The sequence below is a fragment of the Haloglomus litoreum genome, from assembly GCF_029338515.1.
In the GTDB taxonomy this organism is placed as follows: Archaea; Halobacteriota; Halobacteria; order Halobacteriales; family Haloarculaceae; genus Haloglomus; species Haloglomus litoreum.
This window is the reverse complement of record NZ_CP119988.1, coordinates 2618083-2642282: the sequence shown is the minus strand read 5'-3', so window position 1 is coordinate 2642282 and position 24200 is coordinate 2618083. Positions and strand designations below refer to the sequence as shown.

Below are 24200 nucleotides of genomic sequence, written 5' to 3'. Positions count from 1 at the left end.
GGGGCGTCGGCAATCGGACGCTCATGCACCTGCTCGTGGTCGGGGCCGGGACGATGGGCCGCTGGTTCGCCCGTAGCGTCGCCCCTGCCGTCGACCGCGTGGCCTTCGCCGACGACGACGAGACCGCCGCCCGGGCGGCGGTGGCGGCCTTCGCGGAACGGGTCGCCGACGAGCCGGACGCCCCCACGGCGACCGTCGATGACGGCGGGCCGGTCGACCTTGTCTGCGTGGCGGTCCCCATCTCGGCAGTTCCCGAGGCCGTCGCCGAACACGGGCCGCGGGCCGAGCGCGCCGTCGTGGATGTCTCGGGCGAGATGGAGACGGCCGTCACGGCACTCGCCGACGCCGCTCCGGACCGCGAGCGCGCCTCCTTCCACCCGCTGTTCGCCCCCGACAACGAGCCCGGGAACTGCGCCGTCGTCGTGGACCGTGGTGGCCCCGCGGTCCGGGCCATCCGCGAGGCGCTGGCCGACCGGGGGAACCGCGTCTTCGACACGACGCCCGCGGAGCACGACCGCGCGATGGCGACCGTCCAGGCACGGACCCACGCCGCGGTCCTCGCGTTCGGCCTCGCCGCAGAGGACGTGCCCGAGGAATTCCACACGCCCGTCTCCGAGCCGCTCGCCGACCTCGTCGCGAACGTGACCGGCGGGAACCCCGACGTGTACGCCGAGATACAGGCCGCCTTCGAGGGCGCCGACGCCGTCGCCGACGCCGCCCGGCGCGTCGCCGAGGTGGCGGATGACTTCGAGGCCTTCGCCGAGCTGTACGCCGAGGCCGGCGCGGCGCCGTTCGGCGGGGCCGCCGAGGGAGCGCCGTCGAGGACGGCTGCCGACGACCGAACCGACGGTGACGACACATGATGGATGAGACACAGCGCTCGGACCTGCGGGACACCGCCCGGTACCTCCGGAGCGTCCGGCCGATCGACCCGGAGGAGGTGTTCGAGTACGTCGAGGGACAGCCCCATCCCGCCGTCGTGACGCAGGAACTCCGGGCGCTGGCGCCCGACCTCGGCCTGGTGGAGACCGACGACCGGACCTTCGTCCCCGTCTCCGGCGAGCCGGTTCCAGCGTGGCGGGCCCGCGGCGTCGACGAGCGCGTCACCGCGCTCCCGGACGCCCACGCGACCCGGCTTGAGGACCTGCTCGTCGAGCGCTACGGCGCCGGCTGGCCCGACGGCGAGAGCGGCGACCGGCTCCGGCGCCGTCTCCGCGAGGTCAAGGAGCACTACCTCCACGGCGGCGCGGTCGAGTACGACGACGAGACGGCGCTCGCGTACGCCGTCTACCACCTGCCGGGCTACTACGCGAGCGTCCAGTACGTCCTCGACGACCTCGCGAAGGCCGACCTGCTGGGCCATCACCTGCGCGTGCTCGATGTCGGTGCCGGCGTGGGCGGGCCGGCACTCGGGCTCGCCGACTACCTCCCGGACGAGGCGCTCCTCGACTACCACGCCGTCGAGCCGGCGGCCGCGGCCGACGTGCTGGAGTCGCTGCTGGGGGACCTGGGGCGGAACGTCCACCCCACGGTCCACCGCGAGACGGCCGAGGCGTTCGACCCGGCAGCGCCCCTGGACGACGCGGCGGTGGGCGGGGACGACGCGCCCGCCGGCTGGGACCTGATACTGTTCTCGAACGTCCTCTCGGAACTCGAGGACCCGTCCGGGACGGCCCGGCGCTACCTCGACGCGCTCGCACCCGACGGCTCGTTCCTCGCGCTCGCCCCGGCCGACCGGAACACCGCGCTGGGATTGCGTGGCGTCGAGCGCGCGCTGGCCGACCACTCCGGCGAGGACGCCGCGACGGTGTGGGCGCCGACGCTCCGGCTCTGGCCGGACGCCGCCCCGGCCGACACCTGCTGGTCGTTCGACGTGCGCCCGGACCTCGAGGTGCCGGGGTTCCAGCGCTCGCTCGACCGGGGCGAGCGTGGCCCGGACGCCGGTGAGGCGACCGCCGACCCGGCCGCTGCCGATGACCGGGCCCCAGGCGACGGCGAGTTCGTCAACGTCGACGTGCAGTTCTCCTACAGCGTGCTCCGGCGGGACGGCCGCCAGGCCATCGACTTCCAGCCGGCGCACGACCGCTTCGCCCGGCTCGCCGACTCCGAGGCCCACGTCACCGACCGGGTCAACGTCGCGGCGGTGAAACTGAGCCACGACCTGACCGAGTCCCCCGACGCCAACCCCCTGTTCCGTATCGGCGACGGCTCGCAGACGACGGACCACTTCGCCGTCCTCGTCGACGAGGACAGCCTGAACGCGCCGCTCCGGGAGGCCGACTACGGCGACCTGCTCACCTTCGAGCGGGTGCTGGTGCTCTGGAACGACGACGAGCGCGCGTACAACCTCGTCGTGGACGAGGCGGTCGTCGTGGAGTCGGTGCCCGTGCCACCCTGACCGGGGTGTCGGCTTCCGACCGTTCCCGGGCCCTGGCCACCCTCAGAACCGTATCTCGAACCGTGCGCCGCCGGCCTCGCTCTCGCCCGCCGTGACCGTCCAGCCGTGGGCCTCGACGATGCGGTGGACGATGGAGAGGCCGAAGCCGGTCCCGTCAGCCGCGTTCGTCACGCCATGCTCGAACAGCGGCCCCGCGATGTCCTCCGGGATGCCGACCCCGTCGTCCTCGACGGTGAACCCCGCAGGCGCGTCCGGGTCGCCGAGTGGGCGGACGGTGACGGTGAGGTCGGCCGCCGAGCCGGCGTCGCCGGATTCCGTCCCACCGCCACCGGTGCCGTGCTCGACGGCGTTCGAGAACAGGTTCTCCAGCACCGTCTGCAGCCGGTCGGGGTCGGCCTCGAACTCGGCGTCGTCGGGGACCGAGAGGGTCGCGTCCCCGGCCTCGACGACCGACCAGGCTTCCTCGGCGAGGGTCGCGAGCGAGACGGGCTCGGTCTCGCCGACCGTCTCGCCCTCCCGGGCCAGCGTGAGCAGGTCGCTGATGATGTCGTCCATCCGCTCGGCGGCCCGTGCTGCGTGCCCCAGCTTCTGCGTCCGGCCCGTCTCCTCGTACAGCTGGAGCCGCCCCTTGATGATGTTCAGCGGGTTGCGGAGGTCGTGGCTCACGACGCTGGCGAACTGCTCGAGGCGCTCGTTCTCCCGGCGGAGCGACGCCTGTGACTCGACCCGCTCGGTCACGTCCCGTGCCACGCCCACGATGCCGGTGAACGGGCCGTCGTCGGGCGGCCGGAGGGTCACGTGGCACTCGTATATCCGGGTCGTCTCGCCGGGCGGCGTCACCTCAATCTCGGCCCGCTCGTGGTCCGAGCCGGCCAGCAGGTCCGCCACGATCTCCGTGTACGTATCGAGTACGTCGGCCTCGAGGATCCCCTCCGAGGCGAGCTCGTGGAACGGTTTCCCCTTCAGACCCGCCATATCCTCGCCGATCATCTCGGCCATCGCCTCGTTCCCGCCGACCATCCGCCCGGTCTCGTCGATGACGAACACGCCGTCGGGCATCGTCTCGATGACGCGTTCGTGCTGTTCCAGCGACCGTTCCCGGGCGACCCGGTCGGTCACGTCCCGCAACGACGCCATCACGACGGGGTCGCCGCCGTCCCTGGTGCGGGTGAGTGTCGCCTCCAGGTACCGCGTCTCGAGGCTGCTCCCGGCCGCCGGCGTTCCCGGCGGCGGGGGCTCGTCGGTCGGGAGCTCCCAGACCATCCGGCGGCGCTCGTCGCCCGCGACATCAAGCCCGGGCCCCTGTGCGAGCCGCGAGTCCAGCGTCGATCCCGTCGGGTCCCCGTCGAGCAGCTCCACCGCGGTCCCGTTGGCGTACGTGACGGTCCCGGACTCGGCATCGAGAACGAGGAGCCCGTCACCGAGCGCGTCGAGGAGCGGTGATCCGACGGTCGGCTCGCTCCCGGGCGACGGGTCGGACATCGTTCCCGGTGTTCGGCCGCGCTCGGCATCAACCTTCGGCCCACGGCCTCACTTGTACGAGGAGCGCCCCGGAGCCGGCCGCAGGCACGGCTTTTTGCCCCACCCGGCCGGAGGTGAGGCATGGAGGTGCTCCTCACCAACGACGACGGCATCGACGCCGCCGGGCTCCGGGCGCTGCGGGAGGCGCTCGGGGACGTGGCGGACGTGACCGTCGTCGCGCCCGCCGCCGACCAGAGTGCGGTCGGGCGGAAGATGTCCCGCGAGGTGACCATCGACGAGCGCGAGGACGGCTTCGCGGTCCACGGAACCCCGGTCGACTGCGTGGTGGCGGGGACGCAGGCGCTGGATCTCGAGCCGGATATGGTCGTCGCGGGCTGCAACCGTGGTGCCAACCTGGGCGGCTACACGCTCGGTCGCTCCGGAACCGTCTCCGCCGCGGTCGAGGCCGCGTTCTTCGAGATCCCGGCCATCGCCGCCTCGCTGTACTTCCCCGGGACCGACGTGCGCTACCAGGAGTTCGACCCGGACACCCCGGCGTACGCCGAGGCCGCCCGCGCGACGCGCTTCCTCGTCGACCACGCCCTCGAAGCGGGTGTCTTCGAGCACGCCGACTACCTCAACATCAACGCCCCCCTCCCGCCGGAGTACGAACCGGACTCACCCGCGTCCGAGGCGCACGCCCCGATGCGGGTCACACGCCCCTCGCACGTCTACCGCATCGACGCCGAGCGCGAGGGCGAGAGCGTCGTCATCCACGACCACATCTGGGAGCTGATGGCCGAGGGGACCATCCCCGACCCCGACGGCACCGACCGCCGCGCCGTCGTGGAGGGCGAGGTGTCGGTCACGCCACTCGCCGCGCCTCACACCACCGAACACCACGAGGCACTCGACGGGCTGGTGGCCGCGTACGGGGATTGATGGTCGGATAGCACTGTCGGATCGGATTCTGTCTGCTTCTCGCCGACATGACACAAGAACCGGATATCACGAGCCGCTGGTCGGATTCAGAGGGACTCCGGGACGATCGTGTCGATGGGGGTGGCGTCGGCCGACCCGGCTCCGTCCGGCATCGCGAGGCCGCTCTCGCCGCGGACCGGGACCAGGACCTCGGAGGCGTCGTTGTCGATGCGGACGCCCGCCGAGGTACGGGAGTTCTGATAGGCGACGTCCGCCGTCGAGAGGGTCACCCGGAGCCGGTCACCCGGCTCGAACCGACGCTCGATGCCGGCGAGCTCGAACGAGAGTTCCTGTGGCTCGCCGATGGTGCCCGCGACCTCGTAGGGGGTCGTCTGGTTGTAGACCAGTTCCTCGGAGCCGTCCCCGCGGACGTGGTACACCTTCGCGAAGACGAGCGGGTCGCGCCCGAGCGGCGTCACCGTCAGCGACACCTCGGGGACGCCGAGGACCTCGGTCTCCGCCTCGACCGGGTAGTCGAAGTCGGCGTACGTCCCCTCGGCGTAGTCGTCGTTGCGCTGGATGACCACCTCGGAGTTCGACCCGCCGACGGGCCCGCCCGCGAGGTCGGTCGTTCCGCTGCTCGCGTTCCTGGCCTCGGCCAGCGTCCGCGACGGGCCATCCTCGGCCACCGGAAGGCCCGCTGCGGTCGCGAAGTCGCCGTCCTGTGCCCGCCAGTAGGTCACCTCGGGGATGTCGGCGACCGCCCGGGCCGCGAGGTTCCCGTTCGCGTCGGCGTGCCCCCCGCTCTCGCCCTCTGCCGCGGGCCAGGGCTCGGGGAGGGTCTCCGGCGGCCGCCCCCCGACGTGCCGGGCCATCCAGGTGAGTGCCATCCGGTCGACCTCGCCCTGCTCCAGCGTCGCCTGCTGCTCCAGCGAGTGTCCACCGCGGATGAACACCATCCGGCTGTCGGCGGCCTCGCTCAGGAGCGCGTGGTTCCGGACCGTCTCGGTCGCAGTGAACAGCGTGTCGTTCCAGCCCGTGATGAGCAGCGAGGGCGGTGCGTTCTCGGCGAGCCCGTCACCCTTCGTCGAGGCCGACCGGAGCTTGAAGAACGCTCGTGCCGCAGGGGAGAACTCGTTGGTGGCGACCCCCTCGGCGTAGAACTCGTACAGCCGCGGGTCGACGCCGCTGCGCACGTCGTGCTCCTCCGGGACGGCATCGTTCCGGAGGGCCCCCTGGTCGGTCTCGATGTCGCGCGAGCCCTGCGCGCCGAACTCCTGCAGGATGGCGGTCCAGCCCGCCTTGATGCCGCCGTTGGGCGCCAGCGAGTAGACGAGGTCGTTCCACGCCCACCGCGGGACGATGGCGTCCAGTCGATCGTCGACGGCGGCGACGTTGAGCTGGATGCCGCCCGCGTACGACAGGCCGTCCATCCCGACGCGGAGCCCGCCGTCCTCGCCGCGCGCGACGAGCCCATCGCCAGCACCGCCGTCGCGGACATCGGCCTCCGTCGCGCCCTCGAGCCAGTCTAGCAGCGACTGGGCGTCCTTGACCTCCTTCGGTCCGTCGACGCCCACCTCGCCGTCGGACTCCCCGAAGCCACGCGAGTCGTAGGTCAGGACGACGTAGCCGTGCTGGGCGTACGTGCGGCCCATCCGCGCCGGGATTCCGCCCTCCTTGTCACCCCCGTAACCGTGCGTGATGAGGACCGCCGGGTACGGGACGCCCACGTCGTTCTCGCCGGCGGGGACGTAGAGCCGCGTCGCGAGTTCCTTCCCGTCCCACGTTCCGATGCGCCTGGTCGTCGTGTGGTAGCCGTCGCCGTCGGCGGCCGCCGCGCTCGTGACGCTCGTCCCGAGCGTACCCGCGGCGAGCAGCGTCGTCGTCGCGCCCTTCAGGAAGCGCCGCCGGTTCGTCCCCGCTCCGTCCATCACCGCATCGTCCGTCCCCCGTCGCCCCGACCCACCACGGTCGTCCCGGCTGTGCTGGTCCATACCCGACAGTGACGGACATCAACATAAGGAGAAATTGACAGACCTATCAAAACCTCTCCAGTTCGGCGAGGCGCGCACGCCCCCACGTTGAAGCCCCTGCCCCGAGAGGGTCGCACATGGCACTCGTGGACATCGAGACCGACATGGACCCGTCCGGTGCGACGCTCGTCGAGGGGCTCCCCGGCGCGGGCCTCGTCGGGAAGATCGCGGCCGACCACCTCGTCGACACCTTCGAGATGACCTACGCGGGCGGCATCTACTGTGACGGCATCCCCGACGTCGCGGTCTACCACAGCGACAACTCGGCACTCATGCCGCCGGTACGTGTCTACGAGGCTACCGACCGGGACCTGCTGGTCCTCCAGAGCGACGTTCCGATCTCGCCCCAGCGGGCCCAGGATTTCTCCGACTGCGTCACGGGCTTCATCGAGGAGCACGACATCACGCCCCTCTACCTGAGTGGCCTCCCGGAAGAGAAGGACGGCACGCCCGAACTCTACGGGGTCGCCAGCGGCGGTACGACCGACCGGCTCGACGACGCCGGCATCGTCCCCCCGCGCCAGGGCGGGCTGGTCAGCGGCCCCACGGGCGCCCTGCTCGCGGCGGCGGAACGCCGTGACCTCCCGGCGATCGGTCTCATCGTCGAGACCGAGGGCCGGTTCCCGGACCCGGAGGCCGCGCGCATCATCATCACGGGGGGCATCGAGCCGCTCACGGGTATCGAGGTCCCGACCGACGACCTGGTCGAACACGCCGAGGAGATCCGCGAGGCCCGCGAGCAGCTCGCACAGCGGATGGAGAACGCCGACGACGAGTCGAGCCAGGCTCAACCCATCCGGGGCTTCCAGTAGCGGGTTCGACCTCGCCGGCCGCTACTCGCCCCTCGTCGCCCTGATGCACAGGAACGTGGGGTACCGCATCCGTTTCTCGTAGGACTCCGGTTTCCGCTCCCTGAACCGCTCCGTCGGTGTCGGCTCGACCAGTTCGTCCAGCCGGAACCCGGTCTCGACCAGCGGGTTGACGACCTCGGAGAACGGCCGGCGGTAGAACGGGACCTCGACCGTCTCGTCGCCGGCCGCCCACGTCATGCTGTCCCGTTCGACCTCGAAGTAGTTCTCGGCCTCGAACGCGATGTACTCGTCCACCGGATGCTGCGCCGAGAACACCAGGAACCCGCCCGGCCGGAGGACGCGAGCGAACTCCGCGAACGCCTCCCGCCAGTCCTCGACGTAGTGCAGCGAGAGCCCGCAGACGACACCGTCGAACCCGCCATCGTCGGCGGCCTCGATGGGCCCGGTGATATCGGCCCGGCGGACCGTCGCCCGGTCGCCGAGCCGCCGTCTCGCGCGGTCGAGCATCTCGGCGTTCCGGTCGACGGCGAGGACGTCCGCCCCCCGCTCGACCAGCCACTCCGCGTACCGACCGTGCCCACACCCCGCATCGAGGACCCTGTCGCCCGCCACATCCGGGAGGAGCGCCGTCGTCGCGGGGAACTCCAGGTCCGCGCAGTACGGGTCTCTCTCCTGGCTCTCGTAGGTCCCGGCCAGCCGGTCGTATGCGTCGTCCACGGTGGGGCGCTCGTCGCGCGGCATACGTGCGGGTTCGTGCCCTTCCGGGGTAATGGTCGGTGGTCCGCCCCGGAACGAGTCGTGGGTTCCCCTGCGCCGGAACATCATTCTTTATTACATTCCGACCGCAAGGTTGAGACGCATTATGGTCGACAAGGATGACCTCCGACAGCAGATGGTCGACGCGTTCGAGGGTGCGGACTACCCGATCAACAGCCCGATGGACCTCGTTCCCGCGCTCCCGAACGGGCCGGGCACGAAGTTCGAGTCCGGCGACTTCTCCATGACCGCCATGGAGCTCAACACGAAGCTCGGCGGCGGCGACTTCCCCTACGACTCCGCCGAGGACTTCGTCGACGACGTGATGGAGCAGCTCGAGGACCAGGACCTCATCTAAACGAGCGTTTTTTCCCGCTCGGGTTCGCCGGCGCCGCCGGCGAACCGCTCACGGCAAAAAACGTTCAGAAAAACGGCCGGCACTCGGGCGCCTACGGCGCCCTCGTGCCGGTGAACCGCGCGCCTGCGGCGCGCGGATGCACCGAATCGATAGAGATGTTCTATCTGGAATATTTCGATTTCTAAGCAATTATTATCCACTGTCGGGCTGTAGGTGTTCGAGAAGTTCCGAAATCTGTGTTCTTCGAAGCAAGCTCGCTTCGATAGCGGGAGGGCGGCTCGGCCTACAGCTCCTCGCCGCTCTCTAGCTGGCCGCCCTCCAGGCGCTCCTTGGCCATCTCCTCGAGCTGGAAGCGCTGGACCTTCTGCGTGGCCGAGCGCGGGAGCTCGTCGACGAACCAGATGCGCCGCGGGTGGGCGTAGGTGGCGACGTGGTCGAGGGTGAACTTCCGGAGCTCCTCCTCGGTCAGGTCCGAGCCCTCCTCGAGGACGACGAACGCGACGGGCGCCTCGCCCTTGACCGCGTGCGGGGCGCCACAGACCCCGGCCTCGGCGACGTCGGGGTGCTCGTAGAGCGCGTCCTCGACCTCGGCGGGGTAGATGTTCTCCCCGCCCGCGATGATCATGTCGTCGGCACGGTCGACCATCCAGAGGTAGCCGTCCTCGTCGACGCGCGCGATGTCCTCGGTGAGGAAGTAGCCCTCGTCGTCGAACACCTCCTTCGTCTTCTCGGGCAGCTTGAAGTACCCCTCGAAGATGTTGGGGCCCGTGATGGCGATCTCGCCGGTCGTCTCCTCGCCCTCGAAGTCGAGGTCCTGGTCCGGGAACGGTTTCAGCTGCTCCGTCGACACCTTCGTCTCGCGCGTGTCCGGGTCGACGATCTTGACGTCACACACCTCCAGCACGGGGCCGATACAGCCGGCCTCCTTTCGGACACCGTGCGAGGGCTCGATAGTCCCCGCCGGGGCCGTCTCGGTCATCCCCCAGCCCTCGATCATCGGGACCCCCCAGGCCTCCTCGATGGTGCGGCGGACGTTGTCCGGCAGCGGCGCGGCGGCGCAGTTGACGTAGCGCAGCGAGGAGAGGTCGTACTGCTCCTCGTTGCCGCGGTACTCCTGCCACATCATCGTGTACATCGCCGGCACCCCGGCCATCGTGGTCACGTCGTGCTCGTCCAGCGCCGTCAGCATGTTCTCGGCGTCGGGCTGGGGCTGCAGGTGCATCGTCGCGCCCTTGTAGAGGTAGGTCGACATGATGGCGTTCAGCGCGAAGATGTGGAACAGCGGCAGGACGAGAACGATGGAGTCGTCGGCGTCGACCGCCAGCCCACCCTTCGTGTACGCCTCCACCGCCGAGAGGAGGTTCTCGTGGCTCAGGAGGACGCCCTTCGGCTTGCCCGTGGTGCCGGAGGTGTACGGCTGGCAGGCGATGTCCGAGGGCTCGCGCTCGGGCCGGTCGAAGTCGGTCGGCTGGTCGGCCATCGCCTGCGAGTAGTTGACGATGCCGTCGTCCGTGACGCCGGGAAGGAGGAGCGTCTCGATGTCCGTCGCGCTCGCGAGCTGCTTGGCCTCGTCGGCGAGGACGGGCGAGGCGATGACGATGTCGGCCTCGGAGTTGTTGACGACGTAGCCCAGCGTGTTCGGGTCCATCCGGAGGTTGAGCGGGACCGCCACGGCCCCCGCGCGGATGATGCCGAAGTACGCCGGCGGGAACTGGTTCGTGTTCGGGATGAACAGCCCGACCCGGTCACCCGGCTCGACGCCCTGTTCGACGAGCAGGTTCGCGGCCTGATTCGCCTGGGCGTCGAGTTCAGCGAAGGAGAGTTCCTGCCCGAAGGAGGTGAACGCGGTCTTGTCGCCGTACCGGTCCGCCGCCATCGCCGGCACGTCGCCGAAGTGACTCAGGGGCTCGCCCTTGTGGTGTTCCATGCCCGGAGGGACCGGCGGTCGGGGCATAAAGATTGGCGCCCGGCACGGGGGTCAGACTAAAGGCGCCCGTCAGTTGCAGGCGGTCGACGGTCACTCCTGTCGTCGGACGGAGCCGGGGGATTCGCGCCCCCGGCCAGGTTCGGATCCGAAGCGAGGACGGAGTCAGACCGGACTCGCGACCAGCACCACGGCGGCCGTCGCGAACGCTCCCAGGCCGAGGAGTCCGTAGTTGGCGATGGTGTTGTCGGCGCGGGCGACGTCGAAACTGAGCGCCTCGGCCGGGAGCGGCCAGAGGAGGTTCACCCCGGCGGGCGTGAGCATGTCCGCGAGGAGGTGCGACCCGACGCCCAGGACGCCGATGCCGCCGGCGAACAGCGCCGCTCTGGTCGGGCCGCCGAGGGGCTGCCACGGGCCCTGCCCGATGGTCCAGCCGACCGCACCCAGCGCCCCCGCGACCAGTGCGAGAAACAGCAGCGAGTGCGTCGGGCCGCGATGCGGGACCAGCGGGAGGTCCATGTCGATGTCCGGGAGCGTCGCGAGCGCGAGGACGCCCGCGCCGCCGACGAACGCGAGGAAGGGGTCGGCCTTCAGGAGGAGGTGGCCGACCGGCGCGTAGACGAGCAGTGCCATCCCGTAGTGGCCCGTCGCGTACACAGCGGCGGTTCGTCGGCTCCCGGTTTGAACCTGTGGGCCGCCGCTCCCCCCCGTGGACGCGTCCGGCCGCCGCCGGCGGCCGGATGCCCACAACTAAACCGCTGCCGGCCGTACCATCGGCCGATGGTCGGGGTCCAGTCGGTCGTAGAGGGGATGGTGCAGACGTTCGGCCCCTTCCTCATCCCGGTGACCGTCTTCGCCATCGGGCTCGTCGGGTACACCGTGCTCTATCTGGTGAGCCGCCAGCTCCGACCGGACGAGGACGAGGGCGTGGTCAATCTCTCGGCCGGGACACCGGAGCGCTCGGCCACCGACAAGGACCACGGCGCCAGCACCCGTGGGGTCGTCCCCCGCGACGAGGAGGGGGGACGCCACGAACCGGAGGCCGACGGGGGTGGTACCTCCGTGAGTGGCAGCGGTGACGGTGACGGGTCCCGCGACGGGGAGACGGACGACAGGCCCGAGGACGCCCCCCGGCGCAACGACTAACCGGCCGCCAGTCGGAGTCCGGGTATGGCCCCAGCCGACGAGACACCGACGCTCCGGGACGACGCGATGACGCGGTTCCCGGTGCCCGACTTCGAGGACATCCCCGAGGACCTGCAGGAGCGCATCACCGAGGAGGCGAACCGCGCCGGGTTCACGCCGAACGTGTTCTCGGCGCTGGCCCACCGACCCGAGCAGTTCCGCGCCTTCTTCGGCTACTACGACGCCATCCACGAGGGGAGTTCGCTCGCCCCCGAGGAGATCGAGATGATCATCGTCGCCGTCTCAGGGACGAACGACTGCTACTACTGCATCGTCGCGCACGGTGCGCTGCTTCGCATCTTCGCCGAGGCGCCGCTGCTCGCCGACCAGATTGCCGCCAACCACCGCCTCGCCGATATCTCCGACCAGCACCGTGCGATGCTGGATTTCGCGGTCAAGCTGACCGAGTCCCCGGGTCGCGTCGACGAGTCCGACCTCGACCGCCTCCGCGAGGCGGGCTTCGACGACGAGGCCGTCTGGGACATCGCCAGCGTCGTGGCCTACTACAACCTCGCCAACCGGATGGCGCTGGTGACGGACATGCGGCCGAACGAGGAGTTCCACACGATGGGACGCTGAGCGAGGCTGCGGGTCTCAGACCACCAGCAGGAAGCCCACCAGCATCGCGCCCGTGACGACCAGCTGTGCGAGCGCGCTCCCGAGGACGGCGACGGTCGCCGCACCCGCCGCCCGCAGCGAGGCCTCCGGGTCCTCCGACCGCCGCAGTTCGAGCAGGAACACCGTCCCGGCGACACCGAGGACGACGCCGAGCGGGCCGAGCACGAACAGGAGCGCGAAGCCGACGATGCCGGCCACTGCGGTCGTCCGCGTCGAGGCGCCGCCGGCCCGCGCGCCGAGGGGGGCCGCCAACCAGTCGGCTGCGAGACCCAGCAGACCGAGCGCGACCAGTCCGACGAGTGCGAGCGTCCCGGGGCTCGCGTAGCCGGTCGCCCACCAGTACCCCAGCACGCCCGCCAGCGAGAGCGCGGGCCCCGGGAGCCCGGGGAGGAGGCTCCCGAGGATGCCCGCCAGCAGGAGGACGAGTGCGACGAGCCAGGCCGCCTCGACGGTCCCCAGAACGGGCACCTCGACGGCGGGACCGACGACCGCCGTGAGGACCGCGACAGGGGTGCCGAGCGTCGAGGGGCCGGTCATCGGTATCGCGCCGCCTCCTCACGGGCCGCGTCGGTCCCGTACGCGTCCACGAGTCCGACGCAGGCGTCCCCGAACGCGCGCATACAGGCACGCCGCGAGACGCAGTCGAGTTCGTCGGCCACCGCCTCCCACGGCCGGGCCTGGAGCGCCTTCCGCACGAGGAGGCGTTCCTCGTCGTCGCTCAGGCCCGCCGCCGAGCCACCCAGCAGGTCGTGGAGCGCCAGCTGTCGGAACGGCCGCGGCGCGGGGGCGTACATCCCGGGGCCGTACGCCGCGGCGGCGACGGTTCGCCACTCGCGGTCGGTCAGATCGAGCGGGACCGTCGCGTCGGCCGCGCGGAGCGTCGCCCGGACCACGTCCGGGTCGGCGTCACGGAGGGGGTCGCCGAGGACGCTCCCGACCCGGCGCGCGAACCAGTCGGCGCTCCGGTCGTGGAGCTCGTGGCCGGCGTCAGTGAGCGGGCGCATCATCAGCGCGGAGTGCTCCCCGGAGGTGTCGTTCCGGGTCGTCGAGAGATGGACCGTCCGGAACCCGTTCTGCCGCCAGAACCGCAGCAGGCGGGGCGTCGCGCCGTACCCGACGCCGAGGTAGTCCACGGGGTCGTTCGGCCATCCCGGCTCGGGTGGGCCCTCGTCGCTCCCGTCGGTCGACTGGGGGCCGAACTCCGCGGCGACCTCGTCCAGCAACCGGCTCCCCAGCCCCTCCGACCGGACGGCGTGGTGGGTCGCGATGCGGAGCACCCGGACCCCGACCGGACCGCCGGCGGCCTCGTCGCGCAACTGCGTCGTCAGCACGTCCGGGAGCATGTTCCCGCGGACGCGCTCGCCCTCGTACATCCGGGCGCGGCGCTCGGCCGGGAGCCCGCCCTCCCGCGCGAGGAGCGCGACGGCGACAGGGTGGCCGTCGTGTGTCAGCGCCCGCACCGCGACGTTCGGCGCGTCGAGCAACCGCGCGAGGTCGTCGGGCTCGGTCCGGTAGTGGGCCAGCACGAGCAGGCCGAAGGTCTCGGCGAGGCGCCACTCCTCGCCGGCCCCCGCGAGCGTCGCTGGCTCGAGTCGCTCGTAGGTCGCCGTCCCGGGCGCGGCGTCGGCGACGAGGCCCGCTACCGGGGGCCGCGCGCCGAGCATGAGTGCGCGGAACGACCACACCTCCACGGGGTCCCCGCCGGCGTAGCGGATGGGCTGGTCCATCGTGCAGTCGGTGGTCGTGTAGTCGCTCTCGGCGAGGCGGCCGCGGAACCGGACGTCGAACCCCCGGCCCGCACCCTCGTAGCCGTGGACGGTCGTGGCGAAGGCGACGGCGATGCCCGTGAGGTAGCGTTCCAGCAGCCGGACCGGGAGCGAGGCCGCCTCGTCGACCAGCAGAACGTCCGGTGCCGCCGGCGCGTCCGGGTCGGCCACCGCGTCGGCGGCCTCGGGCGGCCCCGCGAACCGGACCCGCCCGCCGCCAACGGTGAGCGCGTGGTCGGCCTCGTCCCACGTGGCGTCGGTGCTGACCCCCTCCACCAGTTCCTGCGCCCTGGCGAACGCCTCACGGGCGTTCCGGTAGCCCGGAGCGGTGACCAGCACGTCACGGCCGTCGAGGGCCAGGGCGCCCGCGGCCAGGCCGATGGCGCTGGACTTCCCTCGGCCACGGTCGGCCGTGAGGACGACGGCCTGCCCGGGCTCCCGGAGGTGCTCGCAGGCCACGACGGCGTCGGCCTGGTCGGCCGTGCGACAGGCCTCGTAGGCGGCCGCCGGGAAGGCCGCGTCGGCGGGGGGCTCAACCGGCGACTCCCCGGTCACGAGCCGCGGGGCGGGGTCGGTCAGGCCGTCGCGTTCGACTGTCGCCCCGACGCCCACCTCAGCGTCGTCGACAGCGACCGCGGCGATGGCCACGCCGGGGTGCGAGCGGAGCGTCCGCACCAGTCGCTCCCGGAAGACGCCGGTCACGTCGTCGAGTTCGAACGGCGGGACGGCCAGCGACTCGTCGAAGCCGTCGCGGCGGTCGGGCCACTCGGAGAGCGGCGGTGCCAGCAACACGAGGAGGCCACCACCGTCGACGGTGCCGGCCGCCCGGCCCAGCGCGTTGGGCTGGCACGCGTCGTGGCAGTCCACGACCGTCGCGTCGTACGTCTCCCCCAGGAGGTCTCCCGAGCGGCTGGGCGGGCGCCGGGTGGTCGCGTCGATGGCCTCGCGCTCGCTCAGGACGGCAACTCGGCCGTCGAGCCCGGCAGCGTCGAGCACGCGTCGGGCGCCCTGCTCGCAGGCCTCGCGAGAGCCGTGGAGGACGAGGAGTCGGCGCTCGTCGGTCGCGCGGGCCTCGGCGGCGAGGCGTGTCACCAGCCCCGGCAGGTCCATGTCCGGGGCGCCGGCCGCGAGGGCCAAGGCTCCGTCGGTTGGGGCGGAGGTGGCGTGCCCCGGCCTCACACCCCACCGAACACGCTTACCCGTCCGCCCTCCAGCCTCCGACCATGACCACCGACGACCCGCCGGGGCTGGCCGACGCGCTGGCGGCGGTCGAGCGTTACCACGACGCCCGGGTCCTCGCGGCACGGGACATCGGCAGTCGGGCGTGGAACCTCCACTCGGCGACCAGCGACCACGACGTGGCCGCCCTGTTCGTCCAGCGGCCGGCCGCCTACGCCCGCCTCGGCGACGTGGTCGAGTCCGTCGAGCGGACCGAGGGCGAGACGGAGCTCCGGGCGTGGAACGTCCGGCGCTTCGGCGAACTCCTCGTGGACTCCAACCCGACCGCGCTGGAGTTCTGCCACTCGCCGCTCGTCCACCGGGCGTACGACCCGCTCTCGGCGCTCGTCGACGACGTGGCCGACCGGTTCGACCCGATGTCGGTCTACCACCACTACCGCTCGCTGGCGACCCGACAGTACCACAAGTACCTCCAGCGGCGGCTGCTGGACGGTGACGAGCCGGTGTACGTGGTCGTGGAGGAACGCGACGACGCCTACCGGGTCCGGCCGGTCGACGACCCTGACGGGGCGACCGAGCGCGTCCCGAAGGGTCGCTACGCGGAGGCCACCACGGACCGGACGGTCAAGCGAGCGCTGTACGTCGTTCGGGGCATCCTCTACGCCGGGTACGTCCGCGACACCCATCGCTTCCCGCCGCTGGACTTCGGGGCGTTCCTCGACCTCGCGGCGGACGCCGCCGCGGGCGGCGCTCCCGACGGGTTCGACCCGGACCCGGACCTGGTCGCGACGGCCAGCGACCTCGCCGAGCGCAAGCGTGCGGGGGAGGGTGACGCCACGGTCGGCGACCCCATCGGACCGGGAGCGCTCCCACCGACGCGTATCGACCCGGGGACCCACGCCGTCCGCGGCATCCCCCGTGACCGGGTGAACGAGTTCATCGAGCGGTCGCTGGCCGACGCGCCCGAGTGAGCGACGTGGACAGTTCGCGGGGGTCCGGAGCCCGCAGAAACGGCCGCTTCCGGCGACAGCCGGCAGGTGCCGCATCGGCCGGCGCGTCCATATCACGGTCCGCGTAACGACTGGGTATGAGCTACGCGGAGCAGGTCGACGAGACCATCGCCGCACTGCGCGAGGTCGCCGGGGAGCACGACTGCGAGGTCGGACGGAGCGGGAGCTACGACGTCATCGTCGTCGGCGGGACCGGCGAACGCGTCGCGCCGGTTCCGACCGCGGTGTTCCGAGCGGCCCGGGAACGCGACCTCCAGGCCGCCGGCGCCCACGTGGACGACCCGACCGGCCGTCCGCAGGTCGGCTTCGACTTCGTGGAACCGCCCGAGCGCGGCGACGAGGGGTAGCCCCCGTCGGCCGGTGTCGCCCGGCGCTCGTCCCTGGCGCGCCCGTACCCACCAGAGTCATACCGGAGGGCGCGCTACCGGAGTCTATGTCGACTGACAAATCCGACGCGGTCACGCTCACCATCGACGGCCCCGACGGCGAGGACCAGGTCACGCTCCCGTCCGGGCTGCTCGAGATGCTCGCGGAGGGCGAGGAGTCCGCGGCCGAGGTCGTCGGCGACCTCGCCATGTTCGGCTGCGCCCAGCGCATCCACGCCACCGTCCACCACTCCGAGGGCGGCGTGGACGAGGAGCTGGAGGCCATCGAGGAGACGACCATGGACCTGTTCGAGGAGCGGTTCGGTGCCACCTACGGCGAGCTGACCGGCCACCAGCACTGACCCGGCGGAATCGTCGCTCTTCTCCGATCACTCCACGTCGTACGACAGCACCACGCCGTCGTCGAGTCGGTCGACGGCGGCCAGCGACAGCGCCGGGAACGACTCCACGAACCCCTCGCCGTCTGCGAGTGTGGGTGCGTCCCGGCCACCGAGGACCAGCGAGCCGACGTAGAGGGTGAGCCGGTCGACCAGGCCGGCGTCGAACAGCGAGAAGATCACCTCGCCACCTCCCTCGACCATGAGCCGCTCGACGCCCCGTTCTTCGAGCGCCTCCAGCGCAGCCGCGAGGTCGACGCGCTCGCTTCCGTCGGTACTCTCCGTTCGCAGTACCGTCGCGCCCGCCGCCGCGAGCGCACGCTCGCGGTCGGTCGAGAGCGCGTCGCTCGCCAGCAGGTAGGTCGTCGGCTCGCCATCGAGAATGGCGGCGTCCGGCGGCGTCCGGCCGCGGCTGTCGACGACGACACGGGCAGGCGGCTCGTCGGTCCCGCGTTCGCGCTCGCGGTGGGGCTCGTCGTGTCGCACGAGCGAGGGGTCGTCCGCGAGCACGGTCCCGACGCCGACGAGCACGGCGTCGGCCTCGGCCCGGAGGCGGTCGACGCGGGCGAAGTCCTCGTCGCCGGAGATGCGGACCTGCTCGCGCCGGCGGGTCGAGAGCTTCCCGTCGACGCTGGTCGCGGCGTTCACGTGGACGTGCACGGCCGACCGTCCGCACCGGGGGAGAAAACGGGTTTCGGTGGCGGGCCCGACCCCGGGGCAGCCGTCGCCCGGCGTCCGGGTTCGCGGTCAGACCTCGACGGCCAGCATCAGCTCGTCGACGGGTTCGCCGTCGATGCGGTAGTGGCCCTCGCGGACCGCTTCGAGCTCCCAGCCGTGGTCCTCCAGGAACTCGACGGCGGCCTCGTTCGTGGCCGGGACGGAGTTGTAGACGCGGTCGTAGCCGTTGGCGGCCGCCCAGCCGACCCCGCGGACGAGGAGGTGGCTCCCGATGCCGTGGCCCTGGTACTGATCGACCACGCCGACGGTGAGTTCGGCGGTGTGGGCCAGCTTCGCGAGTTCGTTCCCCTTCACACCGGCCCAGCCCACCACGTCGCCATCGACGGTCGCGACGAAGAAGACGCGCGTCTCCACCTCGTTGTGGCGCAGCAGCGTCGCCTCGTTCTCGACGATGTCCGCCACCGACTCGGCCTCGACGTACGGGGCGGTCTCGGTGGTCGAGCGGATGGCGCCGATGAGGCCCGTCAGGTCGTCCTGGCGGGCCTGCCGGATGCAGAACAGCGTGTCGTCGACCTCGTACTCCTCGACGGCGCCGGACTCGAAGGCGACCTCCAGGGCGCCCTCGTCGGTCCGCTTCAGCGCCCCGTCACGGACGAGCATCGCGACGTGGTGGCCGAACATCTCGTGGTCCATCCGGAGGTCCTGGCGGGCCTCCTCGTAGTCGACGCGGCCGTGCCGCTCGACGAGGTCGTAGATCTCCTGTCGCTCCTGTCGCTCGAACGTCGGCTCCTGGTGGAACTCCATACCGCACCCGTCTATCGCCTGCCGACTTAGGTGTGTGGTAGCGTTCGACAACCTCCGGCGCCCACGGGCGGGGGCCGACATCCCGCCATGGGTCACCGTGCCGTCGTTCTCACGAGGTGGTGACGAACAGGTGATTTATCCCGAACGACGGCAACCGTCGTGACATGGCAACGGACCCCATCGACTACGATGCCCTCGACGAGGCGGCCGACTGCAGCTACTGGGAGTACGACCCCACGCTGCGCGGGGTCGCCGAGCGGCTGTACCCGGAGTCGGACCTGAACTGGGCGCGGAGCCGGCTCTCGGAGTTCGGCGAGGTCCTCGGGCACACGGTCGCCCACAACGCCGACCTGATCGACGAGAACCCGCCCGAACTGCACACCTACGACGACTACGGCGAGGTCCAGAACCACGTCGAGTACCACCCGAAGCAGTTCGAGAACGAGCGCATCACCTACGAGGAGTTCGGCCTCAGCCACGACGTCTTCCACGCGCCCGAGGGGCGCGACGAACCGCTGAACATCTCGCACGCCCTCCTGATGCAGACGTACCTCTCGTACGCCGACCAGGGGTTCACCTGCCCCGCTTCGATGACCGTCGGCGCGGCCATCGTCCTCGACAAGTTCGACGACGGGTCGCTCTCGGGGTTCTTCCAGCAGCTCACGACCGACGACTACGACGACCACATCGAGGGCGCCATGTTCCTCACGGAGAAGCAGGGCGGCTCCGATGTCGGCGCGAACGAGACCCGCGCCGAACCCGCGGACCCGGAGACCGTCTCCGACGACGCGCCCGAGGACGCCGAGGTGTATCGGCTCTACGGCGAGAAGTGGTTCTGCTCGAACATCGACGGCCAGGGCGCGCTCGCGCTCGCCCGGACGCCCGACGCGGAGGAGGGAACTGCCGGCCTCTCGCTGTTCCTCGTCCCCCACGAGGTGGACGGCGAGCCCAACGGGCAGCTCTACCGCCGGCTGAAGGACAAGCTCGGGACGCTCTCGGTCCCGACGGGCGAGATCGAGTTCGAGGGCGCCGAGGCGTACCTCGTCGGTGAGGAGGAGCGCGGCTTCAAGTACATGGCCGAGATGATGAACTACGAGCGGCTCTCGAACGCGGCCGCCTCTGTGTCGGCCATCGGCCGCACGCTGCTCGCGGCGAAGGTCCGCGCGGCAGACCGCGAGGCGTTCGGCGACGTCATCCAGGAGTACCCCCTGATGCGCCGGGACCTCGTCGAGATGACCGTCGACTACGAGGCCGCCGCGGCGTTCACCTTCGAGGCCGCGCGGCTGATGGACGAGCGCGAGGCCGAAGGGGACGAGAGCGAGGCCTACCGGCTGATGCGCCTGCTCATCCCCATCGCGAAGTACCGGACCGCCCGGATGGCCGTCGACGGGACCAGCTACGCGATGGAGATCCTCGGCGGCAACGGCTACGTCTCCGGGTTCGTCACGGAGCGGTTCTTCCGCGACGCGCAGGTGCTCCCCATCTGGGAGGGCCCCTCGAACGTCCTCTCGCTCGATGTCCTGCGCGCGCTGGAGCGCGAGCAGGCCGCCGAATCGCTGCTGCCGTACGTACAGGAGAAGCTCGACGCCGTCGAGCACCCGCACCTCGAACCGCTGGCCGAGGAGGTGGAGGCCGCGTTCACCGACCTCCAGCGCGGCCTCGGCGCGCTCGCCGGCGAGGACGGCGACTACGCCCAGTACCAGGCCAAGAAACTCGCCGACCTCATCTTCGACGTGGTGACGGGCGCCCTGCTGCTCGAACAGGCCCAGGACGACATCGAGCGGGGGGAGGCCCGTCGGGCGCTGGTGGCGGAGGGCTTCGTCAACACCCGCTTCCGCGACGAATCCCGGCATATCGACTCGGGAGAGCGCTTCGCGATGACCGACGAGGTGTTCGACGCCGTCGCGCGGTACGCGAGCGTCGAGCCGGACGCGCTGGTCGACGCGCCCGAGCCGACCGCGGACGACTGACAGTACCGCGATAACCGGGAGAGGTTATCTCTATTCTGGAAATACTGGGTTAAATTGCGGAATAAGTGGATAATGGCTCAAATATCTATCGTACTTCGGGCGTACGCAGTCGGAGCTATGGGGGACGGAGGTCGTGAGAAGTGGGTCAGGTGTACGGAGTATCCGCTGGCGGTGCGGCGGGGGAGCGGCTTCGGGTGTCACTCCTCCTCTTCGTGGCGCTGGTAGCTCCGGTAGCTCATCGCGTCGCCGTCGACGATGACGGTCTCGGTGCCGTGGTCGCTCTCCGGTTCGACATCCATGCCGCCGTCGGCCGCCTCGTCACCGAACACGTATGGGGTGGTGTGTTCCGACATACCATACCCTCCGCTCGCTCGGGGTAAATACGTTGTGGCGATGTGTGCCGAGCGTCTGACGGGTGGCGCGGAGCAGACTCTCGTTGCGGACGGACGCCGGGCCGGGGCAGTGGGTCCGGAATCCGCCGGCAGCGGGGATCCTTCCTGACTCGCCGTTCAATCAATAAATGCCCCTCTAAAGGCGGCGACACCGCTTACCGGGGGTAGCGGAACAGTCCGGGCACATGCAGCGACGAGACTTCACGAAACTGCTCGGTGGGCTGGCGGGGACCGGTCTCGCGGGGACGGCCACGGCCGAGACGGACGGGTTCAACCCGAACCTGCAGGAGGACCCGCTCGAGGAGATCGAGATCCTGACGACGGAGTACAACGAGAGCCACATCTACGGGGACAGCGTCTACGCGCTGGGCTACGGCAACGGCTACGTCCAGGCTCGTGACCGGCTGTTCCTGCTGGACGCCGTCCGCCACATCGGTTACGGCAACAGCGCGCAGGTGCTCGGGCCGGCCCAGCTCTCCTCGGACATCCAGGTCCGGCGGGACCTCTACAGCCCGGAGCAGATCCAGCGCCAGTGGGAAGAGGCCTCCCAGACCATCAAGGAGGCCGTCCGCGGCTACACGGACGGCGTCAACCGGCGGATGACGGAGATGGCCGCGCAGGGCGAACTGCCGGGCATCTTCGCCGCGCTGGGTCACGCCCCCGAGCCGTGGAAGCCCGAGGACACGGTCGCGGCCATCAACTACCTCATCGGCTTCTTCGGCGTCGGCGGCGGGAGCGAACTCGGCAACGCGAAGACGCTGGCGAAGCTGAAGGAGAACCTCGGGAGCGAGCGGGACGCGTTCGAGGCGTACGGCGACCTGAACTGGCTGGAGACGACCGACGACCACTTCACCAGCATCGCCCCGGGCGACGAGGACTACGACCCGGACCTCGTCGAGACGGTTCCGGAGTACGAGGACGTGCCGCGCGAGCAACTCGACCTCGTGGATGCCGCACTCGGCGCCGAGACGTGGGGCATCGAGACGGACCTCAGCATCCCCGAGGACGTCCAGAACGGCATCCGGTCGGGGCAGGGCCTCATGACGGGATTCAAGTGGGGCTCGAACGCGTTCGTCTTCAGCGGGGAGTTGACCGAGACCGGGACGCCGATGCTGGGCGGCGGCCCGCAGATGGGCTTCTTCAAGCCGCCCATCCCGTACGAGGTCGGCCTGCACGGTGCGGGCTTCGACATGACCGGGATGGGCGTCGTCGGGGCGCCCGCGCTCGTCATCGGCCGGACGGACACGCTCGCATGGACCGTCACCTCGGGCCGCGACGACCAGGTCGACACCATCGCGGTCGAACTCGACCCCGAGGACAGGCACCGTTACCGGTGGGACGGCGAGTGGCACACGATGGCGACCGAGACGGTGGTCCACAAGGCCAACCCCGCGGGTGCGGTCCTCACGGGTGGGTCGGGCACCCGCGTCGTCGAGCAGGAGGTCGCTCGCGTCGAACAGGACGGCGCCACCATGCCCGTCGTCGCCTGGAACCCCGACGAGAACGTCGCGTGGTGCCAGCGGACGACCACACGGGGCGAGGAACTGGAGGGGGCGTTCGCGTGGGCGGAACTCGCGCGCTCCGACGACCTCGAGGACTTCGAGCACCGCCTCGCCGAGTTCCCGTTCACGTTCAACTTCCACGTCGTCGAGTACGAGGAGGACGACGACGGCACCGTCGAACGCGAGAACATCGCGTACTACCACACCGGGAAGATCCCCGACCGATACGAGGGCCGGGACTACCGGCTCCCGGCGACGCCCGACACCCACGAGTGGACGGCCACCTACTCCGGAACCGGTCTCGGAACCACCGACAGGAACTCCTCGCGCGGCTACTACGTCAACTGGAACAACGGACCCGCCGCGGGCTGGCGGGCGGGTGACGGCGAGCAGAACTGGGGGTCACGCCACCGCGTCGAGACCCAGAACCACTTCATCCGGCAGAAGCTCGACATCCCCGAGGGCGTGCCCGTCGGCGAGGAGACGGCCGAACAGGCGCGCTCGACCGTCTCGCTCGAGGACGTGCGCGACATCGAGTACCAGTCCGCGAAGCACGATGCCACCGCGCAGGTCTCGGCGCCGTACCTGCGTGACGCCGCGGAGGATGCCGAGGACCTGCAGGACGTGGCCACGGTGCTGACCGAGTGGCTCGACGACTTCTGCTCGTGGGAGGACCTGACCGACGACGACCGGATGGACTACCCGGGGCACTCGGTGTTCCTCCGGGCCCGGAAGAAGCTCCAGCAGCGGGTCTTCGACGACGAACTCGACGGCGAGCAGGGGACGCTCTCCCTGCGCCCGACGACGAGCCGACACGCCTCCGACTCGGGGAACGCCACCAGCGACGTCACGTTCATCGACGCGCTGGCGGGCGACACCGCCCACGACTGGTTCGCCACGGCCAGCAACGACGGACTCGCCACGTTCGACGCCGAGCGCCGGGACGAGGTCATCCGCTCGGTACTCCGCGAGGTGAAGGCCGAACTACGCGATGAGTACGGCTCCGACCCCTCGACGTGGCGTGACGCCATCCTGAAGAGCAAGTTCCTCTCCATCGGCGCCTCCAGCCGGACGGTCATCGATGTCCAGAACCGCTCCTCGTACAACCAGGCCATCGACATGGGGTTCGCGCTGAGCGACGACACGCAGACCTGGCAGGACAACGCCCAGGACGTGCTCCCGCCGAGCAATTCCGGTCACCAGAACGCACAGGAGGTCGCGCGGACGCAGGCGACCGGCGAGGAGCCCGAACGACTCCACGATCAGCTGGACATCTACGTCGAGAACGGCGAGTACAAGCCCCACCCACACACGCGCACGCAGGTCGAGGACGTGGCCGTCGAATCGACGACGGTCCGGGTCACTCCGGAGCACCAGTACACGCCGGTCGTCCCGGCCGCTCCCCGTCCGCTGCCGAATCCCATCGACATCCCCGGCGCGGAGCCGCCGTCCCCGGGTGACGCGCCCTCGCCCCCGGAGGGAGGCGCCCCGTCGCCCGCGTCGGCGGACGACCAGGGGGCCGACGCCGCGGACGACGGGGCGGGGGACACCGGAGCGGTCGAGGACGCGACGGACGGCGCGACCGAGGCGGCCGACGACGCGACCGACGCCGTGACGGAGGGCGGTCGACCGACGGGGTTCGTCTCCGACACGGACGGGTTCTACTGACC

At 71.0% G+C, this 24200-nt stretch carries 22 protein-coding genes; 12 read left to right on the top strand and 10 right to left on the bottom strand.

Annotation, left to right across the window (positions count from 1 at the left end; translation table 11 throughout):
• Positions 1-23 precede the first annotated feature (23 nt).
• Positions 24-863 carry a prephenate dehydrogenase/arogenate dehydrogenase family protein gene (locus tag P2T62_RS13105; RefSeq protein WP_276257525.1) on the top strand — a complete coding sequence of 280 codons (840 nt, stop codon included), beginning with the start codon at positions 24-26 and terminating at the stop codon, positions 861-863.
• The gene (locus tag P2T62_RS13100) at positions 863-2398 is read left to right on the top strand and encodes a small ribosomal subunit Rsm22 family protein (RefSeq protein WP_276261619.1); all 1536 of its coding nucleotides are present in this window, start codon (positions 863-865) and stop codon (positions 2396-2398) included. The genes P2T62_RS13105 and P2T62_RS13100 overlap by 1 nt, the downstream gene beginning before the upstream one ends.
• A 42-nt stretch (positions 2399-2440) precedes the next feature.
• Here the strand turns inward: P2T62_RS13100 and P2T62_RS13095 are convergent, their stop codons facing one another.
• On the bottom strand, positions 2441-3880 hold the full coding sequence (locus tag P2T62_RS13095) for a two-component system sensor histidine kinase NtrB (protein ID WP_276257524.1): 1440 nt from the start codon (positions 3878-3880) through the stop codon (positions 2441-2443).
• A gap of 120 nt (positions 3881-4000) precedes the next feature.
• Here P2T62_RS13095 and surE point away from each other — a divergent pair, with 120 nt between their 5' ends.
• Positions 4001-4801, top strand: a complete 801-nt coding sequence (surE, locus tag P2T62_RS13090; RefSeq protein WP_276257523.1) for a 5'/3'-nucleotidase SurE — start codon at positions 4001-4003, stop codon at positions 4799-4801.
• 86 nt (positions 4802-4887) lie between these two features.
• On the opposite strand, the gene P2T62_RS13085 is transcribed toward surE, so the two are convergent.
• Positions 4888-6774, bottom strand: a complete 1887-nt coding sequence (locus P2T62_RS13085; RefSeq protein ID WP_276257522.1) for a CocE/NonD family hydrolase — start codon at positions 6772-6774, stop codon at positions 4888-4890.
• A gap of 116 nt (positions 6775-6890) precedes the next feature.
• Between P2T62_RS13085 and P2T62_RS13080 the strand changes: the two genes are divergently transcribed.
• On the top strand, positions 6891-7625 hold the full coding sequence (locus tag P2T62_RS13080; protein ID WP_276257521.1) for a proteasome assembly chaperone family protein: 735 nt from the start codon (positions 6891-6893) through the stop codon (positions 7623-7625).
• Positions 7626-7646: 21 nt separating this feature from the next.
• Here the strand turns inward: P2T62_RS13080 and P2T62_RS13075 are convergent, their stop codons facing one another.
• Positions 7647-8366 carry a class I SAM-dependent methyltransferase gene (locus P2T62_RS13075; RefSeq protein WP_276257520.1) on the bottom strand — a complete coding sequence of 240 codons (720 nt, stop codon included), beginning with the start codon at positions 8364-8366 and terminating at the stop codon, positions 7647-7649.
• A gap of 121 nt (positions 8367-8487) precedes the next feature.
• Between P2T62_RS13075 and P2T62_RS13070 the strand changes: the two genes are divergently transcribed.
• Positions 8488-8739 (top strand): MTH865 family protein, encoded by a 252-nt coding sequence (locus P2T62_RS13070; RefSeq protein ID WP_276257519.1) that lies wholly within the window; start codon positions 8488-8490, stop codon positions 8737-8739.
• A 283-nt stretch (positions 8740-9022) separates the two neighbouring features.
• On the opposite strand, the gene P2T62_RS13065 is transcribed toward P2T62_RS13070, so the two are convergent.
• Together P2T62_RS13065 and P2T62_RS13060 are read right to left on the bottom strand one after the other, a co-directional pair.
• Positions 9023-10666, bottom strand: a complete 1644-nt coding sequence (locus tag P2T62_RS13065; protein WP_276257518.1) for a class I adenylate-forming enzyme family protein — start codon at positions 10664-10666, stop codon at positions 9023-9025.
• A 162-nt stretch (positions 10667-10828) separates the two neighbouring features.
• Complete coding sequence (locus tag P2T62_RS13060) at positions 10829-11320, bottom strand: metal-dependent hydrolase (RefSeq protein WP_276257517.1); 492 nt, start codon at positions 11318-11320, stop codon at positions 10829-10831.
• A gap of 123 nt (positions 11321-11443) precedes the next feature.
• Between P2T62_RS13060 and P2T62_RS13055 the strand changes: the two genes are divergently transcribed.
• Positions 11444-11809, top strand: coding sequence for a hypothetical protein (locus tag P2T62_RS13055; RefSeq protein ID WP_276257516.1), 366 nt, complete (start codon positions 11444-11446; stop codon positions 11807-11809).
• Positions 11810-11833: 24 nt separating this feature from the next.
• Positions 11834-12427, top strand: a complete 594-nt coding sequence (locus tag P2T62_RS13050; protein ID WP_276257515.1) for a peroxidase-related enzyme — start codon at positions 11834-11836, stop codon at positions 12425-12427.
• Positions 12428-12442: 15 nt separating this feature from the next.
• Here the strand turns inward: P2T62_RS13050 and P2T62_RS13045 are convergent, their stop codons facing one another.
• Positions 12443-13003 (bottom strand): DUF456 domain-containing protein, encoded by a 561-nt coding sequence (locus tag P2T62_RS13045; RefSeq protein ID WP_276257514.1) that lies wholly within the window; start codon positions 13001-13003, stop codon positions 12443-12445.
• A complete protein-coding gene (gene tmcA / locus P2T62_RS13040) occupies positions 13000-15342 on the bottom strand; it encodes a tRNA(Met) cytidine acetyltransferase TmcA (protein WP_276257513.1) in 2343 nt (780 codons plus the stop codon). Before tmcA ends, P2T62_RS13045 begins: the two co-directional genes overlap by 4 nt.
• A 113-nt stretch (positions 15343-15455) precedes the next feature.
• On the opposite strand from tmcA, the gene P2T62_RS13035 reads away from it, so the two are divergent.
• From P2T62_RS13035 to P2T62_RS13025, 3 genes are all read left to right on the top strand, one after another.
• Positions 15456-16382, top strand: coding sequence for a DNA polymerase beta superfamily protein (locus P2T62_RS13035; protein ID WP_276257512.1), 927 nt, complete (start codon positions 15456-15458; stop codon positions 16380-16382).
• Positions 16383-16498: 116 nt separating this feature from the next.
• Positions 16499-16768 carry a hypothetical protein gene (locus P2T62_RS13030; RefSeq protein ID WP_276257511.1) on the top strand — a complete coding sequence of 90 codons (270 nt, stop codon included), beginning with the start codon at positions 16499-16501 and terminating at the stop codon, positions 16766-16768.
• Between the two features lie 86 nt (positions 16769-16854).
• A complete protein-coding gene (locus tag P2T62_RS13025; protein WP_276257510.1) occupies positions 16855-17148 on the top strand; it encodes a DUF7545 family protein in 294 nt (97 codons plus the stop codon).
• 27 nt (positions 17149-17175) lie between these two features.
• Here the strand turns inward: P2T62_RS13025 and P2T62_RS13020 are convergent, their stop codons facing one another.
• Positions 17176-17844, bottom strand: a complete 669-nt coding sequence (locus tag P2T62_RS13020; protein WP_276257509.1) for a 2,5-diamino-6-(ribosylamino)-4(3H)-pyrimidinone 5'-phosphate reductase — start codon at positions 17842-17844, stop codon at positions 17176-17178.
• 87 nt (positions 17845-17931) lie between these two features.
• Complete coding sequence (locus P2T62_RS13015) at positions 17932-18666, bottom strand: GNAT family N-acetyltransferase (protein ID WP_276257508.1); 735 nt, start codon at positions 18664-18666, stop codon at positions 17932-17934.
• Between the two features lie 164 nt (positions 18667-18830).
• On the opposite strand from P2T62_RS13015, the gene P2T62_RS13010 reads away from it, so the two are divergent.
• A complete protein-coding gene (locus P2T62_RS13010; RefSeq protein WP_276257507.1) occupies positions 18831-20636 on the top strand; it encodes an acyl-CoA dehydrogenase family protein in 1806 nt (601 codons plus the stop codon).
• A 197-nt stretch (positions 20637-20833) separates the two neighbouring features.
• Here the strand turns inward: P2T62_RS13010 and P2T62_RS13005 are convergent, their stop codons facing one another.
• A complete protein-coding gene (locus P2T62_RS13005) occupies positions 20834-20989 on the bottom strand; it encodes a hypothetical protein (protein WP_276257506.1) in 156 nt (51 codons plus the stop codon).
• A gap of 224 nt (positions 20990-21213) precedes the next feature.
• On the opposite strand from P2T62_RS13005, the gene P2T62_RS13000 reads away from it, so the two are divergent.
• The gene (locus tag P2T62_RS13000) at positions 21214-24198 is read left to right on the top strand and encodes a penicillin acylase family protein (protein ID WP_276257505.1); all 2985 of its coding nucleotides are present in this window, start codon (positions 21214-21216) and stop codon (positions 24196-24198) included.
• Positions 24199-24200: the final 2 nt, after the last annotated feature.

Bases quoted from the DNA above. Each gene is read 5' to 3' on its own strand.
- P2T62_RS13095 (WP_276257524.1), bottom strand. From the start codon at position 3,880: ATGTCCGACCCGTCGCCCGGGAGCGAGCCGACCGTCGGATCACCGCTC.
- P2T62_RS13035 (WP_276257512.1), top strand. From the start codon at position 15,456: ATGACCACCGACGACCCGCCGGGGCTGGCCGACGCGCTGGCGGCGGTC.
- surE (WP_276257523.1), top strand. From the start codon at position 4,001: ATGGAGGTGCTCCTCACCAACGACGACGGCATCGACGCCGCCGGGCTC.
- P2T62_RS13100 (WP_276261619.1), top strand. From the start codon at position 863: ATGGATGAGACACAGCGCTCGGACCTGCGGGACACCGCCCGGTACCTC.
- P2T62_RS13000 (WP_276257505.1), top strand. From the start codon at position 21,214: ATGCAGCGACGAGACTTCACGAAACTGCTCGGTGGGCTGGCGGGGACC.
- P2T62_RS13045 (WP_276257514.1), bottom strand. From the start codon at position 13,003: ATGACCGGCCCCTCGACGCTCGGCACCCCTGTCGCGGTCCTCACGGCG.
- P2T62_RS13030 (WP_276257511.1), top strand. From the start codon at position 16,499: ATGAGCTACGCGGAGCAGGTCGACGAGACCATCGCCGCACTGCGCGAG.
- P2T62_RS13085 (WP_276257522.1), bottom strand. From the start codon at position 6,774: ATGGACCAGCACAGCCGGGACGACCGTGGTGGGTCGGGGCGACGGGGG.
- tmcA (WP_276257513.1), bottom strand. From the start codon at position 15,342: ATGGACCTGCCGGGGCTGGTGACACGCCTCGCCGCCGAGGCCCGCGCG.
- P2T62_RS13055 (WP_276257516.1), top strand. From the start codon at position 11,444: ATGGTCGGGGTCCAGTCGGTCGTAGAGGGGATGGTGCAGACGTTCGGC.
- P2T62_RS13080 (WP_276257521.1), top strand. From the start codon at position 6,891: ATGGCACTCGTGGACATCGAGACCGACATGGACCCGTCCGGTGCGACG.
- P2T62_RS13065 (WP_276257518.1), bottom strand. From the start codon at position 10,666: ATGGAACACCACAAGGGCGAGCCCCTGAGTCACTTCGGCGACGTGCCG.
- P2T62_RS13025 (WP_276257510.1), top strand. From the start codon at position 16,855: ATGTCGACTGACAAATCCGACGCGGTCACGCTCACCATCGACGGCCCC.
- P2T62_RS13105 (WP_276257525.1), top strand. From the start codon at position 24: ATGCACCTGCTCGTGGTCGGGGCCGGGACGATGGGCCGCTGGTTCGCC.
- P2T62_RS13005 (WP_276257506.1), bottom strand. From the start codon at position 20,989: ATGTCGGAACACACCACCCCATACGTGTTCGGTGACGAGGCGGCCGAC.
- P2T62_RS13015 (WP_276257508.1), bottom strand. From the start codon at position 18,666: ATGGAGTTCCACCAGGAGCCGACGTTCGAGCGACAGGAGCGACAGGAG.
- P2T62_RS13070 (WP_276257519.1), top strand. From the start codon at position 8,488: ATGGTCGACAAGGATGACCTCCGACAGCAGATGGTCGACGCGTTCGAG.
- P2T62_RS13010 (WP_276257507.1), top strand. From the start codon at position 18,831: ATGGCAACGGACCCCATCGACTACGATGCCCTCGACGAGGCGGCCGAC.
- P2T62_RS13075 (WP_276257520.1), bottom strand. From the start codon at position 8,366: ATGCCGCGCGACGAGCGCCCCACCGTGGACGACGCATACGACCGGCTG.
- P2T62_RS13050 (WP_276257515.1), top strand. From the start codon at position 11,834: ATGGCCCCAGCCGACGAGACACCGACGCTCCGGGACGACGCGATGACG.